Source organism: Calothrix anomala FACHB-343, assembly GCF_014696435.1.
GTDB classification, from domain to species: Bacteria; Cyanobacteriota; Cyanobacteriia; order Cyanobacteriales; family Nostocaceae; genus Aulosira; species Aulosira anomala_A.
This window is the reverse complement of the sequence record NZ_JACJQG010000119.1, coordinates 1-16,237: the sequence shown is the minus strand read 5'-3', so window position 1 is coordinate 16,237 and position 16,237 is coordinate 1. Positions and strand designations below refer to the sequence as shown.

Genomic DNA, 16,237 nt, shown 5'->3' with positions numbered 1-16,237 from the left:
TGGGATATGCTTTACTCATGTTGCTCTCTCGGTGCTGTCTACTATCTATTCACAGCGTATACCGAGAGAGCTTTTTTACAATCTGTCCGACTTTTCAAACATCCTCTAAAGGTTCGCCTTCTTGTCCTTCATCCTTTAACAGAGAAAATAGCAGGGTATCTACATCTAGTTCTTCTGATAGACAGTGACAAGCAAAGTGCAAAATATTATGGTTAGCTTCTATAAAATAATCAAGTAAGTTTTCTCCATTTTCAATTTTTGTTAATTTGCCTACTGCTGAAAGCAGAGAACAACGGCTATTTTGCAAGGTGCGAATCAATTTTTGAATTAGTAGCCATTCATTTTGATGAGCTTCTCGCAGTCGATGATGCAGACAAAACATCATATCTAATGGTGTGGTTCTGTCTGCCAAAAAGCGAGAAATATCTTTTTCGGGAGTAAGAATTCGAGCGGGAGTGTAGCGCAGTCCCCAAAACATTTCTGGATTAGCTTCTTGATAATTATCCCCTGCATACAGTACTTCCCAAGGAAAAAGTACCCGCTCAGATATAAAGGTAGGCGCTGGGGTTTCGCTGCCCATCATTTTACAACGACCTTCGATAATTTGACGGGAGCCTTCCTCTTCAAAAAATCTGCGGTAAGCTGCTAAACCCCACTTTGCCAATTCTCTCATTTCTTGCTGGCAAGTTTCCGCATCTAATTTGATACTTTTGGTTTGATTAATTGCTTTTTCTAGTCTCCAAAAAGACTCTAAAACATTATTTGTAAATTTCAAAAGTTCTTCATCAGTGGCAGTTATGTTAAACTTTTGCCAACCAATATTATAATAATTTTCTTTAGGGATTACAATTGGTAAAAAAGATGCCATTGTTTGATGGCGAATGGCGCTACTAATACCGCTCATTCTTCCCTCCTGTTCTCAATTTTGAGGGAAAAATTTAGGCTATGAATTGGTCGCATCCCATCTGCAAAGTACACCTGAACTAAAGGTGAGGTTTCAGTAATTTCATTAGGTACAACTAGGGTAAACCAGCCTAAATAATCACCTTTAGCAATGAGTGTCATCGTGACAGGTAAATCTGGAATCACTTGCAGACCGTAGGTTACGATGTGTACCTGTAGATTTTCAAAGACGAGATTTTCTGCTACCTCAATAACTCTATCTTCATGCCATATAGGCGGATTTTTTCGCAAGGTAACACGAAAACGAGCGATCGCACCAGGGGGCAATGGGTCATCAATTTCCCGTCCTATAGGTTCGACAATGGCATAACCATCACCAGGAACGGGACGGTAAGGACGCGCCATTGGGTCGCCAAACAAAACGTAGGCTAGCCAGTCGAGGGAATCAGGTGCAGCTACACGGGCTAACTGACGGCTAGTATAAAAAGCTTCGCCCAAGGAAGCGCCAGCCCACAGACTGCTGTAAAAGCAGCTAATAAAGGCAGCTTCTACTGCTGGTTCTACAGCCCAGAGTGAGCCAGTGAAGCCGCTACATCCAGCGCGGATAAAGGCAGATGCCCATGTGTTTTCTAATGCCGTCAATTCTGGAGTATCGGTTTTCACGTAACTCAAAGTAACAAATGGACGATTGCGCCGCAGGTTTAGTTTGGCGGGACGCATTTGCAGTTCTATGTCTTCTGTGTGGTTGATATTATCTAAGGTTACGGGAGCGTTACGAAGGTCTGCATCTGAGGACTGACTGTAGCGAATTAAATGCAGACCTCGCATAGCTTCAGTGGAATCATGCAATACACCTGCTGGTAAAGGCTGGGGTGGAGGCGTGCCGGGGGCTTCGAGGAGGGTTGACCAGAGTTGGGGTTGTTCGACATTAGCGTAGTGGGCAACGTTAACCGCACCTACGGGAAATTCATAGGGTCTGGTGTCGTTTAATTCCTGTAGCCAGCGGCCAATGATGAAGCGATCGCCCAAAAACTTCTGCCCCTCGTGCAAAAGTTCCCAAGGTATCCAGGCTTCTTGGTCGGCGAGAACTAAAAGTGTAAAAGTGGAATTTTGGGGTATTAAACTGCGAAAGTCTGTTTGTAGTTCCGTGGGTAAAACTTGCCCAAATAAGTATTGACCAAGGGAAATTAAACGAGATTTTCCCTCAGTGGGCAAACTACCAGATATGTTTTCGAGTGTAGTTGCTAACAATCCCCGTACCTGTTCTATCCAACTGCTAGAAAGTGATTCTGATGTATAAATATTGTTACCAGAAAATACTGAGAGAAAGCGGAAGCTTTTTAGTTGGTATTGTAATTTGCAGGTGGAGTTTGTTTCATTCCAGATTGTTTGAATGCGGAGAATGAAATCTGGTTGGGGAACGGGACGGGGTTGGGTGGTGATACGATGGGGGGTGAAGGTTGCTTCGTCAATATTGGCGACTTGGATTTGGGTTTCGAGTTTTGTCTCAAAGGTGTCGCCTCGGTAAAGTTCGGCGATGATGGTGGCAGAACCGGGGCGGAGGGCGGTGAGGCGGAAGCGGGCGGTTTGGGTTTCTTGGGCTGTGTCGGGGTCGAGAGGTAGGCTGGTGGTGTTGTCACCTTCCAACTGGAAACCTGAGGTTACTAGAATTATATTTAGCTCACTTCCGGCTGCTTGATATTGTGGAATTTGCAGTACATAATCATTGTTGTTGCTAGCTGTAAATGATTTCAGGGAAATTAAAACTTCTATTTCTAAACCAAGGGATACTGAGGCTTGAGATGTAGTTAATGAAATACTGTAGAAGTAGTGATTCACCAAAGGCTCAGAAAAATACCGACGAGAAAAATACTGGCGATATAAATCGCAGCTAGGAACACAATCATTACCTAAAAGTTTCACTAACCCCATACTTTTTAATCTAAATGCTTGTATTGGCTCCAAATGTACTGGTGCTGTTGTTGCAACAATTTGTTTAACTCCAGCTGCAAGTTCTGGATGCTGTTCTAAATTCCACAAATGCCTTCGCAAATAGTCGCTATAAAGCCCAGCCTCTGTAGGGGCGATGTCTAGTAACTGCTCCAGCGTGGTTTTCTGCCGCGCAATCTCATACAAAGCCATCCGCACCAGATAAGGATATCCTCCCACCATTCCCATCAACTGCTCAACCTGGGTAGAATTCCAATTTAGTCCGTGTCGCTGTGCCAAATTAAGCACTTGCTCCACGTTAAATTCCGGCAACTCAATTGACAACCCGATATTAAACGGTGATTGATAAATATTCATCGGGATGTAAACTTCTGTGGAATGCACTACAATTAACCGCAGTTTTTTCCAAATCTCTCGATTTTTGCCGTCCTCATGCCATGCGCGTAACAGCCCAAAAAAGTCAGCAGCAATTTCGGGATGTTGGAAGACCAAATCAACTTCATCTAATCCCAAAACTAGAGGTTGATTGATTTCTGCCAGTAAATACTCCTCAAAATAAGCAGTGCAGTTATCTTTACTGCCAAAAATCTCGTCCCAGTAATCCCCTAACTTGTTGGATATCCTTAGCCTTCGTCCTACGCTGGCACAAAACCATTGGAGAAATTTATCTAAATCGGCAAAAACTTTCCCATCTGCTAACTGAAAGCTCAAAGGTACAGTTAAACAACCTTGTTGCGAAGCTTGATAGAGAATCCGTGCCATAAGTGAGCTTTTACCCATCTTTCGGGGTGCTTTGATGTAGATCAAAGATCCAGCTTTCAAAATTTCCTCGTAGCATTGAGATTCAATGGGGGGTCGCTCTACATAAAACGCCGAAGTGAGATCCGTCTGTCCTTCTGGCAATTCTGGTTCTGCCGGCAATTCTGGTTCTGTCACTGGCAGGGGTGGATGTTCCAGAATCGTCAAGATTTCTTGTAGAGTCTTAGGAGTATCGGCAGGAGATTTCCACTCTCGCTGTTGAATCTGACTCAAATAACCGCGCAAATCATAATTCAGTGGCGCACTCAAAGGAAAGTTGACGCGGATGGGCAAAATCAGTGGCTTATGGTCGGGACGCAAGTCCTGCAACTGTTTCGCCCGCCTTACTTCTTCTGTCACCATTTCACTAGTTGCAGATTTAGGAGATAACAGCAGAAGAAAATAATCACACCTTTCTAACTCTTTGTCGATGCGTTCGGGCAAGTTTTCTCCCAGGCGAATACTCTCCTCTGCCATAAATGCTTCGTGTCCTGCGGCTTTGATGCCTTTATAAAACAGCTGAGCAAGACTAAGGTCAGGGTCTTTACTGCGGTAACTAATAAAAACTCTGCTCCTAATATTTATTCTTGTTTTAATAACTGGAATCTGGTCTTGGGAAAGGCTTTCTAGTTCAATCGCCACTAAACCTTCTTCAAAAGCTCTTTGAAACCCATCTTGATTTGGTGAGGTTTCATAACCCAATCCATCGTAAAAACCTTGAGCGAACTGGATCGCAGCTTTGTCTTCAATCGGCTGATTAATCCCAATTACATAATTAATGTATTGACTAATTGCTTCGGCGGTTTTGGTGGAGTAACCGCCGTTTAGCACCACGCAGTTCACATAATCCGCGTGTAACTTAAAAAGTGATGCCAGACCCTCTGGTGAAACAGCTTTGTTACGCCCCCCCTCATCCTCTAACAGCAAGCTACCATCTTTCAAACCGTGTCCACAGAAATGGACGATTTGGGGTGTCTCTTCTGCGATCGCACGGCGAATATCCTGGGGTCGAACAGCAGTCCTAATATCAACCTCAAACATATCCCGTCTTACGGCGCGTCGAATACATTCTTCAATTTTTCGTATTTCTCTATCCAAGCGCAAACCGTCGGGAATTGCTGCCAAAATCAAAATTTTTTGTTGCTGAATACTTTGTCCTGGATAATGATTTGGTAACAATTCTTCAGCAATAGCTTTCAACCGTAGGTTTGCAGGGTTGAACTTACGTGCAGCATCAATTAAATTTCCAAGCCATCCCTGAGCTTCTGCTGTTGTTATTAAAATATAGACAAGTTCTGTTAAATTACTGCGCCCTACAATTGTATCTAGGTTTTTATCTAACTCAAACGCTAACATTTGCTCTAGTGATGTTTTGTCAGGAAAAGCATCAATTAAAGCATCTCTTAATTTTTTATGCTGCTGACCAGATAAAACCATATTTTAACGTACGAGCTGCCCATATTGAGAAATTGGAGCGAGGGGGGAATCGTTGTTGCTAGTTGAAAGCGTTTATATTAGCGATTCCCCTACCCGATAGCCTGCCGGACTATAAACCCCATAAGCCAACCCCAACGGATTATTAAACTCCTTCAAAAAATACCACCTCGTCGCCCGTAATGCCTCTCCAATTGTCATAATCTTAACGACTTTCTCCCCAGTTGTTTCATCCCTCACCACCATCCCCCGCAGAAAAAACTCATAAAATACCTTTGCAAACGCCGCCGCAAACATATCCGGTACAGGACAAGCTGTAGCAATCACTGCTGCTGCCCCATGCTGAATAAACACCTTGGGTAAATTAAAAGTCCTCCGTAACTCATCTGCACCCCCAGCCGACTGACAAGCATTGAGAAACACCAACGGCTGACAGAGAAATTTCCCCTGGCGCAACAAAAATTTGTAAGTTTCCAACTCTAGCACCAAGCCATTTTCTGTTATCTCTTCATCTTGAATAAAAGAAATCAGCAGCTTATCACCCAATTTACTTTCCTTACAATGGCAAGCAAAATGCAACATATTGTGGCTAGCTTTGTAAAGATATTTGAGTAAATCATCACCCAAGGGATCGCCGGATTTACCATTAGTCAAATTGCAAGCTGTACCCAGCAACGTAAAGTGGTCTTTTGCTGTCACCCTCACTAATCTTTCAATTTCTGGCCTTTCTTTTTTATGAGCATGAAGCAACCTGTGATGCAAGCAAAACAACATATCTGAAGGTTGGGCTTGCTCCAAAACATAATCTGCGATATCTTTTTCTGGGTTGAGAATTCGAGCCGGGGTATAGCGCATTCCCCAAAACATTTCAGGATTACCCTGTTCATAGTCCTCTTCACTCCCCTCAAACAAAACCTCCCAAGCAAAGGGCATAACTTCAGAAACAAAGGTGGGAGCAACATTTTCATTTAGGCGACTGGTGAGGATTTTATTTGGTCTATCTTCACCAAAAAATGCTTGGTAGGCTGTTCGTCCCCATTCAGCTAATTTGATTAAATATTTATGACATAAATCCGCTTCTATTGCGAGGCTTTTTTCTTTATTAATAGTTATTCTTAAAGCATCAAAACAATCTAAAATTTCTTCTGTCAGCACTTCCAAAACTTTATTATCAGGTTTAGGAAAGCTCCACCGACCAATTGAGTAGTAATCTTTATCGATTATAATTTCTAAGCAAGAATTAGCTAAATTTACACCAACTGAACTACTAACTCCTCTCATTGCGCCTCACCGTCCTGCTTAACAATATTCAGTGCAAAACGCAAATTGTGAACAGGTTCCACACCGTCCTCAAAGTAAACCTGAACTAAAACTGACCGACTTTCCATCTCAGCAGGGACAGTGAGCGTAAACCAACCTAAATAATCTCCGGTAGCTGTGCGTGTCATAAGTATTGAATCACCAGGAGTAACCTGCAATCCGGACGTGACGATAAAAACACGTAAATCATCAAAACTTAAATCTTCAGCCACCTCCATTAAACGATTCTCGTACCATACAGGAGGGGTGCGGCGCAGGCTAACGCGAAACCTTACTGTGCTTCCTGGCGATACTGAATCGTCAATTTCTTGACCTATAGGTTCCACAACCGCATATCCCTGTCCCTGCACAGGTCGGTAAGGACGCGCCATTGGGTCGCCAAATAATACATAAGCCAGCCAGTCCAAGGATTCTGGTACAACGGTTTTAGCCAATCTACGAGCCGTTTGGAACGCCACACCCAAAGTTTGTCCTGCCCAAATGCTGTGATAAAAAGCACTAATAAAAGCTGCTTCCACATTCGCTTGCACCGCCCAGAGGGAACCAACAAAGGCACTACAACCTGCTCTGACAAAGGTAGAAGCCCAGGTTTGCTCTAATGCTGTTAATTCCGCTTGTCCTGCATTTAGATAACTCAAAGATACAAGGGGATGATTGCGACGCAGACTCAGCTTGGCTGGTTGCACCTCACGCTCAATATCCTGAATATCGCTACTGCTATTCACCCGCACTGGCGCATCCTGGCGGTTTGTTGTGTTCACAGATTGACCATAGCGAATTAAATGCAAGCCACGTATTGATTCAAACAAAGTAATATCATTAAATATACCAGCTTGCATGGAAATTGGCGGCGGTGCGCCTGATGATTGCAAAAGCTCAGTCCAAAGTTCAGGTTGTTCCACACTAGCATAATGGGCAACATTGACCGCACCCACAGGAAACTCATAGGGTCGTGCTTTTTCTAATTCCCAAAGCCATCGCCCAATAATAAAGCGATCGCCTAAAAATTTCTGCCCATCATGCAACAGTTCCCAAGGAAACCAAGCATCCTGGTCAGCTAATATCAGTAAAGTGAAAGGGTGGTTAAAGCTGGCTATGGTGCGAAAGGTATTTTGCAGTTCTTCTGGGAGTAAGCATTGAAACAGGTACTGACCGAGAGAAACAAGGCGAGAACGGAAATCTTCTCTCAGGCTAGTTGCTGCTTCCTCAAGGGTAGTTTTTAATAATGAGTGCGATCGCTCGACCCAATTAGTAGATAAAGACTGTGAATTGTAGTCAACATCATCCGCAAACAGCAGGCGTGGTTGATAGTTATCGATATGATAATTGAAAGTACACGCGGAGATATCTGCGTTCCAAGTAGTACGCACTTGGAGAATTATATCTGGTTGAGGAACGGGACGCGATCGGGCAGCGATAAGTGGGGGTATTTCTGTTTCATCAAATGCAATAACTTCTACTTCAGTTTCGAGGGTAGTTTTGTAAGTTTCTCCACAGTAAAGTTCTGCTTTGATTTTGGTTTTACCTGATCGCAGGGCGGTAAGATTGAAAATTGCTGATTGGGTTATGTTAATGGTGTCGGAGTCGAAGGGTAAACTTGTGGTGTTGTCGCTGTTAAATTGGAAGCCTGGAGCAGTGAGGATAATGTTAAGTTCGCTGCCGATAGCATCATTGTGGGAAATTTGAATTGTATAAGTTTCTTTTTGGGTGATTTCTGCTTGGTTGAGATTGACTGATATTTCTATGTCTTCACCAAGACTAACTGTTTCTTGAGGAATAGTCACTGAAACGTTGTAAAATACTCCAGTTTCCAGAAGCAGCATTTGGTAGGCACTTGCGTAAGCTTGATATGCAGTTTCGTCTACAAATGCGAAAACAACCTTTTCTAGCCTACTTCCATTTCCTAGATGATTTGTTACTATTTTGAGTATTTCTGAAGCCAAGGTAGTTGGATTTAAACCTGCTTTTCCAGTACCTAAAGAAGGAAATGCTATAGTCCTTACATCACTTAAAATTGCAGCTTTATTTAAGGCTGCAATAATTGCTTGGGATACACTTGCTACTGTAGCATTAATATAATTGTCTATTGGCGTATGAAATAAATAGCGAGCAGGTAAAGGACTTGCTTCTGTTACAATTACTTCACCAACTGACACACTTGAATAAGTTTGTAATCTTTGATACCATCTAAAGTCTGAACTCTGTAATCTTTGAAGAATCTGTCTACTAATTTCTCCCCCAAAAGCTAGTTGTGTATTCGTCGGTCTAACAATAGCATCTACTTCTAAATCTAGAAGATTTGCTCTCACCAATTCAATACGTATAATTGCTTCATTACTGATATTAGGTTGAGACAGGCTGACAAGTTCTAATTCTCTTTGGTAATGCTCTAAAAGATAGTGAGCATTACTAATTTTTTCTCGAACGATTAAGCATTCATCTGGAAATTGCTCAGGTGTGTAAATCTCTAGTGCATCTTGATAGAAAAGAATAGCGTATTCAATATTATGTAAACAATCTATATTATTTAAACTATTGCTATGTATTTTTTCTATGTATACATTTCCAATATTCTTGCGTATATCTGCCCATTTATGGGGAAATGCTTCACGAGTGTAAACTTCTAGTGCAGCTTGATAGCAAGCGATCGCCGTTTGAAGATTTTCTGCTTTATATCCTGTAATTCTTTCACTAAAAGCTAGTCCCAAATTATTCTGCGTTGCAGCCCATTCACTGGGAAATGCTTCACGAGTGTAAACTTTCAGAGCTTCTTGGTAATAAGTCACTGCCGCTTCAAAATTTTCTGCTTTGTCTCCTATAATTCTTTGACCAAAAGCTAATCCTAAATTATTTTGCGTCATGGCCCATTGTTGGGGATATGCCATGTAAGTTAATACATTTAAGGCCTTGTTAAATGCAGTAATAGCTAATTCTATATTTTCTGCTCTTATTCCTCGAATACGTTCGAGGTAAACTTCGCCTAAGTTGTTTTGAGTGATTGCCCATTGCTCAGGAAAGGCTTGGCGAGTCAATACCTGTAATGCTTCTGAAATGAAGCTTATGGCGCGTTCTAAATTTTCTGCTCTCTCTCCTCGAATACGTTTAAGGTACACTCCAGCTTGATTACTTCGGAGCATTGCCCATTGTTCAGGAAATTCTTCGCGGGTAAAAACTTGAGCAACTATCTCATAACCAGTAATAGCAATTTCTACATTGCAAGTTTTATTACCTAATGGAAACTGGTGAATCAGGTTGCTAAAATTAGCAATATTTGTTGCGATGTGCTGTGCTTGGCTTTGCGTTAATTCAGGTAGAGTAGCCCCTGCCCAAGTACGCAATTGTTGAGCTAAGTTCTCGTTGAGCTTTTCCAAATTAGCTTGTAGAAGCGTATATACTGTTTGAATGTTGCTATTACTATCATGGGTTGTTTGCAAGACTTCAGCTAAAAAAGGAAAAGCATCTATAAAGTTTGATGATTCAGAATCATCTTTAATTCTGTTACTCTCCTGTTGAACGTCTTCTACGGCAGTAGTTAGAAGTTCAGCTAGTTTCGGAAATCCCACAAGTCGGGCTGGTACAGCGCCTATCACATTAATATAAGTCTGAGTATTTTCTAGATTGAGACGACTAGCTACAGGAAAATTAGCTATGGCTCCACCACCACTGACAAACCAAAGACGCTCATCATCCAATTGACTCAATGACACCCTGCCTGGAAGTAAGTTGTAGATTACGGCTTCTGACTGAGCTTTTAAAGCCAGTTCCATAAGGTTAATGCTGCTATTAGCTTGTCGAGCCAGATCAGCACCAAGTAAATCAAACACCTCAATGAGTGTACACTGATTCTGAAAAGCATTTGCTAACGACGACTCTCGTTCTAAAACTGATAAAAAATCTTCAGATGGTAGAACTAAACAAATCGTTTCTTCAGAAGCAATTGCTGTTTCACAAGGTACTCCCCTTACCAAACCAACCCAACCAAGCATTTCTCCTGGTTGCAGTAATTTCAGCGTCACTGGTGCTTGTAGGTGAGGATCATAACCAATGAGACGGGCTTTCCCTTCATAGACAATTCCTACATAGGCAGGCATTACCTCCCGTTTAACAATCGCCTGACCTATCCGATAGCGAAACAACTGAAACTGTGTTGACAGTTTTGCTAGTGCTGCTGATGACAACTGATCAAAAGGATAGATGCCAGCAAGAAATTCTTGAATTGTGCTGCTGGTGTAGTAAGTCATAAGGTAGCAGGAGAGTATTTTTACTTATGTAGCTGCTTTGATAACTAGATTAAAAAATTCATTTAGCAATCGACAGCATAATAGCTCTAACTCTTCAGCAATATCTTGTTGACGTGCATACCTACTAGGTTTAAAAGCTAACTTGAGAGTTTTAATCAATTTTTGGCTAACTTTGAGCGATCGCGCCATACTCATTAAATAGTAGATTATCTGGTCGCAATTGAGATTATTTTACTGGTTTTCCACTTTGCTGTCTCATGTATCACTATAAATCATCCGCAATAACGCTTTCTGCATAACTAAAATGAGAACTTAAGCAAATTATCAGCCATTTTATTATTGCACCTTATTAAGAATTGCGCGAACTACACCACTTTTGCCCCGACAAGCTAGAAAAAAGACATCACCTGTTAAAGTGCCATCTTTTTTTAAGTCAGAGACAATTTGACTTAAATCATGACCCATATATCCAGTAATTATTGCAATTAAATTACAATTGCTTATTTGTGCCTGTACGTTACTGCGACTTATATATGCTTCACTTGAGGGGGCAACCTCAACACAATTTTTTAAACCGTAGTTTTCGCACAATTCACGGATGACTTCTCGTCGAGTTGCTTGGTGTCCACCCACTAACGCAAGATTTATAGATGCCAAGTTTTGAGTTGTTGATACTATGTTTTCATCTGAAGCTACTTGTACATTCAGCTTAGTAGCCTCAGCACGACGTTGTTGGCGATACTCAACAAGCTCATTTGCTGAATCCGAGTTAAGACAGAGTAATGCACGTTTTAAATCTTCAAAAAAAGGCGCTTCGACTTCTTCTTGACGTAATGCGTTATCTATTTCAGCAATAGCTAAACCAAAATAGTCATTTGCTAAACTTTGGCGTAAAGTAGGTTGCACATTTATGTATGCTTCCAGTCCTTCAAGTAATTCAAAATACTGTAGCGAACTGATTTTTTGTTCGATTGCAAATTTTCTTAAAATACCTAGTTCTTTGTTTAAATCTTCCCACTTTTCTGCGTTAGCAAGCCAGTCTAACCAGTCAGCATAAGCATTGAGCATTCCTGACGTGTTTTGTATCTGCTTCCACAAATCTAATCTATCTTTTAATATTTCTTCTGCTTCTGATAAATCCCGCAGACGTACTCCAGCCAAATTTACACATAACTCATAATAACTAACTTTATCTTCATCAGAAATATCACCAAAACCATCAAGATTAGCAACTCTAGCTATTAAAGCACGATCTGATAATGTTAATTTTTCATCAGCTGTTTCTAGGAGTATTTGATATACCTCCCCAGCTTTGATTGGATCACCAACTGTAGCCCATAATTTTGCTAAAGGTAGTAGAATTTGAACTCTACGTTCACCTCCTTGCCAAGCCTTTTCCAAGAATTCACTAGCTTGTGTTTTCTGCCCTAAGTTATAAAGGGCAGCACCACGTAATCCTGCCAATGCTGGTGAAAGTTCAGAAATTACCTTGGGTAATAATTCAATTACTTCTTGGAAACGTTGAGTATTTAGCAGCAGTTCTGCATGACGTTGTTGCAACTCTTCTGTCTTTTCGGTAATTGCTTGATATATTTGTAAAGCAGAGTCTGTATTATCAATTGTTACGTAAGCATCAGCTAAAGCAAGTAGTACATTAATAGCTTTGGGATACTTCCCTTGAAGTTTCTCCAGTTGGGAGATACGTTCGCCTGGTTCAATTTCTAATAAATGCGTCAATTGTTCGTTAAGTGTAGCTCCTTCTATTGTTGATAAGGGTTCTTGAGGAACCAAGGACAAATGCAACAGTTTTCGTACTCCGTTAGCTTGGCGTAATCTTTCTAATTCGGGTAAAAATTCTTGTGCTAATGCTTGCACAGAAGCTAATAAATCTTGTTCTTTTGTTTGTTGGTAATACTGGAGATGAGCAGTTAATAACTGCTCTACCAACCTTCCAGAAACAGGTAAAGCCAGAATATTTTTATATTTCGCTTTACAAAGTTCTACTAATTGTTCATGCTGTTCTGTCTTTGCATAAAGTGCAATTAATGTTCGCAGAGCATTGCTATCATTAATATCAATTTGCCGCAGCAGATGGTCTTCAACTTCTGTTATCCGTCCAGCAGTAATTTTTTGTTCGAGGTTATTTTGATTAATTTCTTGAACAGAGCTTGTAAGATTTACATCATCGTTATTTAATTTTTTGATAGCTTTACGAAATTGAATTTGCCATGATTTGAAGTCTTTTAAAGTTGCTTCTTTTGTGACAACACTAGCATTGTTTGAAGCTTTGATACGAGCTTCTATTTTTTGCATTACGCTATCAAGGCTGTTGACTGTGGAAGTGACATAAAAAAAGTGGGTATAATCGTCATGATATGAAGATCTTGGATTAGTAACCTTAAATTCAGCTTGCCTGAGTTCCCGATAAATTTCTACTGCTTGAGTTTGCCCATTGCACCGCAAACGCAATCCAACTTGGTCAGCGTTTCCCAATTTTGCCTCAATTTGATATCCAAACGTCATGACAGTAGTAATCCTTGTTCAAAATGCTGTACACATATATTCCGTAATTCAGCAATACTCCGTTCGTCATGATTGTATGTGAAGAGTTCAAAATTTTGATTAACTCCCCCATCAGTTAAATTTAGTGAGCCGTTAATAGCACCGTAATGACCAACGTATGCCTTGGTATGGAGTTTGGAAAGTACCCTTACCTGAATGCGATCGCTTTTATTGCCCAGTTGTCTCAATAAAGGATAATACTCTTTATCGCTACCTACTGTGATGTACACTTTACCGCCATTGGCGGCCATTTGATGCAGAATGTCAAACAGGTGTAGTGCTTCTTGCTTTGTCTCTACAATTTCCCCAAAAGAGACATAATAGGGTTTTTCTAAACGGAAATTTGTTACCCAAGGCGAAACAATCCAAAACTCGTAACTGCCTTCTAGTTGTGATGCTAAAATCTCATTGAGCAGAAAGTTGTAAAGCATTGCTTGACCACTGGGTTGCAATTGAGTTGATTGCTTTGCCATTGGCAGAACCTCATTTAATAGGACGAACTGTTACTTGAATGACAGGTAATTCGTTTGGTTTTAAGTTGTTAGGGTAAATAGTTTGAATATCGGTAATCATTGGGTAAACCATGCCGATATCTGTGTCGATACCTGCATCTGTTAAGTAGCTAATTGTGGCGCACAAGGATGCAAGATTATCGCTTCTTACCCGTAAGTAAATTGTTTGACAGCCATTTTCCAGCAAGGTTCTCATTCTTTCACTGATGTCAGTACCGCTGACAGTGCCATCTAATTCTAAGGTTTGAGGAGTACGAACCTGATTTAACCATTCCATCAGTAGGGGACGATTAAGAAGGTGACGACTTAAACCTGGCGCTTCGATGTCGCCACTGCGGTCATCTAGGCAACTGGAACAATTGCAGCGACAATTTAAAAGCATCCTGCGTTCTACCCCTGCTTCAAATGCTTTACGTGCTTCGTTATCTGAAGCACTATATTCGGCTTCATAAATTTCAAGTAAGCGCATTAACTCTGGATAGGGCGGTGATTGTTGATCGCGCCTAGCTTTAACTAATTTGCGGTAAAGTAGTGCCGTTGCTTCAGTAAATGTAGGATCACGTCCTAGCTGTTCGGCACAATCAGGAAGAAACTCGTGGTTAATTTCCCGAAAAATACGCCAGTTAACCAGAGGTGTATCGCCTAGTTGCTGAGTGTAGTCGGGAATAAAAACCCGAAAGATAGCTTTGAGTTGGGTTTGGCGCATAGGCACACCCAATTGTTGCCGTACCTGTGCCATTAACTCTTCAATTTTATTTTGGCGATCGCTAGATTTACCTGCTGCTCTAATTTCATCTACCCTAGTTTCACATTCTTCTAACCAAGACTCAGGTTGTGCTAATAAATGACGCAAAAAAGCTTCCTCTTGGGCAGTGGTACAGCGAGTCATTTTGTTGGCGAGGGTTGTCCAGAATTTATCGGCATGGTTGCGTAACAAGTCATGGGTTGCCCGCATTACACCAATACCCCCCATACCAATTTCGTACAACCAAATCCGGTCAGCCGCCATTCCCTCAAAGTCAGCGTGTAACTCAGTCCAAGCTGCAACGTAATTCAGTGCCTCAACACCTGCAACTTCTTGGGCTACAGACTTTAAAGCTTGAGTCAGACTATACTGAAAGCTGTCCCGTAAGTATTGCTGATAGTGCAATCCACCGCTATGAATGTCAGCGTACAAGTTCAAAAATCTTGATAAATAATCATTGTCACTCTTTATTAATTGGTAAACAGCTTGTTGATTTTTGCGGGACAACTGCTGTATTCCATTAATTGCTTCTGTCAACCAACGGTCAAACTGACTGTTACCACGAGTAAACCAATCACGCAGCCCTTCGGGTGTTCCTCCTTCTCCACCACACCATCTATCTGCTATGGTCAGCAGCACATTAACAAGATATTCAGCAGCAAAGTAGTTTTCCTGATATTCAACCGTGAGAACACTAACAAAGGCATGGTGGATGGCATGGTAACACAGATTTTTCTGTGTCGAACTAGATAATTGCAGCTTGGTTAGCAAATCGGAATTGAGGTCAAAACAAACTCCTTCTGTCAATATTTGGTAGCCTAAAGCACAGTTGCTTAGACTCTCCTCATCTACAGTAAAACCCACAACTCCACGAATTTCTTCAATCTGTGAATTGTGAAATTTAATCGTGTACTCGCTTCCCAGAATGATTCGCCGCACATCCAACAAATTCAGATTTGCAGTTTCGTCACTGTGAAAAACAACCCGTTCTATTAATTCTTGCCCTAATGGGTCGCAAGTAAGCGAAGAATGACCAGGCTTAAGGGTATATGCGGGTGTGGGAGTATCACGGACAGGGCGAATTTCTACCGCACTAATGGCGTTAGCTGAACAAGAGTGAGCTAATGATTGTGTATCTTGTGCTGCATTTTCCAATGTACGGCTTTCAGATAATTCGCCTGTTTCTGGGTTACACCACCAAAATGATGAGTTATGGTCTTGACTGAACTGCTTAGGCGTAATTGCAGTGGGACGATATAAATTTAATAAGTTGGTACTTTTTTTAGTAATGTCAACTTTTTTCAATGCCCGTGTTGGCAAATTAACGGTTTTAGGTCGTTCGTCAATTCGATTAAATTTATAGTACTGATTAATGGGTATTCGGGAAGGTTCTCCATCAGAAATTTCTGGTGGTATCCAAGTTGAACCCTTGCCACCACGAAATGTTACATTACCTGGGATTGTTTCACTCACCGCCAAACTAATACTTTCAGAGTTAGGCTTTTTATTGGAGTAGTGATTATCGGGATGGTAGTCAACTTGCACCTCTGGCAAATTGATATCAGAGAACAAATTCTCCGGTAAGTGTTTATATAACAAAGCTCTAGTGTTATTAACGCGCAGCTTGTTTTCTTGCTCAAACTGCAAATTTACTGCTTTCATTAACAGGACTTACGCAACTGGCACAGGCGATCGCTAAATTTTAGTACATTTGTATTGATATGGACTTACACAACTGATACAGAGCGATCGCTATCTAGTAGTACCTTTGT

At 41.2% G+C, this 16,237-nt stretch carries 8 protein-coding genes; all 8 read right to left on the bottom strand.

All coding sequences use genetic code 11. The features are described from left to right. Positions 1-94 precede the first annotated feature (94 nt). The 8 genes from H6G08_RS35965 to H6G08_RS35930 all read right to left on the bottom strand — a co-directional run bounded on the left by H6G08_RS35965 (position 95) and on the right by H6G08_RS35930 (position 16,127). Positions 95-904, bottom strand: coding sequence for a hypothetical protein (locus H6G08_RS35965; protein ID WP_242046434.1), 810 nt, complete (start codon positions 902-904; stop codon positions 95-97). Further along, complete coding sequence (locus H6G08_RS35960) at positions 901-5,088, bottom strand: AAA-like domain-containing protein (RefSeq protein ID WP_242046431.1); 4,188 nt, start codon at positions 5,086-5,088, stop codon at positions 901-903. The genes H6G08_RS35965 and H6G08_RS35960 overlap by 4 nt, the downstream gene beginning before the upstream one ends. Before the next feature lie 72 nt (positions 5,089-5,160). Further along, the gene (locus tag H6G08_RS35955) at positions 5,161-6,366 is read right to left on the bottom strand and encodes a CHAT domain-containing protein (RefSeq protein ID WP_190551960.1); all 1,206 of its coding nucleotides are present in this window, start codon (positions 6,364-6,366) and stop codon (positions 5,161-5,163) included. Then, positions 6,363-10,646: a macro domain-containing protein gene (locus tag H6G08_RS35950; protein ID WP_190551958.1), complete on the bottom strand. Its 4,284-nt coding sequence runs from the start codon at positions 10,644-10,646 to the stop codon at positions 6,363-6,365. Before H6G08_RS35950 ends, H6G08_RS35955 begins: the two co-directional genes overlap by 4 nt. A 24-nt stretch (positions 10,647-10,670) precedes the next feature. Next, entirely contained in the window at positions 10,671-10,835 is a 165-nt protein-coding gene (locus H6G08_RS35945; protein WP_190551956.1) for a hypothetical protein, read from the bottom strand. 147 nt (positions 10,836-10,982) lie between these two features. Next, positions 10,983-13,169, bottom strand: a complete 2,187-nt coding sequence (locus tag H6G08_RS35940; RefSeq protein WP_190551954.1) for a hypothetical protein — start codon at positions 13,167-13,169, stop codon at positions 10,983-10,985. Further along, positions 13,166-13,681, bottom strand: a complete 516-nt coding sequence (locus H6G08_RS35935; RefSeq protein ID WP_190551952.1) for a phospholipase D-like domain-containing protein — start codon at positions 13,679-13,681, stop codon at positions 13,166-13,168. Before H6G08_RS35935 ends, H6G08_RS35940 begins: the two co-directional genes overlap by 4 nt. 10 nt (positions 13,682-13,691) lie before the next feature. Next, positions 13,692-16,127: a hypothetical protein gene (locus tag H6G08_RS35930; protein ID WP_190551950.1), complete on the bottom strand. Its 2,436-nt coding sequence runs from the start codon at positions 16,125-16,127 to the stop codon at positions 13,692-13,694. Between the last annotated feature and the right edge of the window lie 110 nt (positions 16,128-16,237).

Coding starts and splice junctions, on each gene's coding strand:
- H6G08_RS35965 (WP_242046434.1), bottom strand. CDS start 904: ATGAGCGGTATTAGTAGCGCCATTCGCCATCAAACAATGGCATCTTTT.
- H6G08_RS35960 (WP_242046431.1), bottom strand. CDS start 5,088: ATGGTTTTATCTGGTCAGCAGCATAAAAAATTAAGAGATGCTTTAATT.
- H6G08_RS35950 (WP_190551958.1), bottom strand. CDS start 10,646: ATGACTTACTACACCAGCAGCACAATTCAAGAATTTCTTGCTGGCATC.
- H6G08_RS35930 (WP_190551950.1), bottom strand. CDS start 16,127: ATGAAAGCAGTAAATTTGCAGTTTGAGCAAGAAAACAAGCTGCGCGTT.
- H6G08_RS35945 (WP_190551956.1), bottom strand. CDS start 10,835: ATGGCGCGATCGCTCAAAGTTAGCCAAAAATTGATTAAAACTCTCAAG.
- H6G08_RS35955 (WP_190551960.1), bottom strand. CDS start 6,366: ATGAGAGGAGTTAGTAGTTCAGTTGGTGTAAATTTAGCTAATTCTTGC.
- H6G08_RS35935 (WP_190551952.1), bottom strand. CDS start 13,681: ATGGCAAAGCAATCAACTCAATTGCAACCCAGTGGTCAAGCAATGCTT.
- H6G08_RS35940 (WP_190551954.1), bottom strand. CDS start 13,169: ATGACGTTTGGATATCAAATTGAGGCAAAATTGGGAAACGCTGACCAA.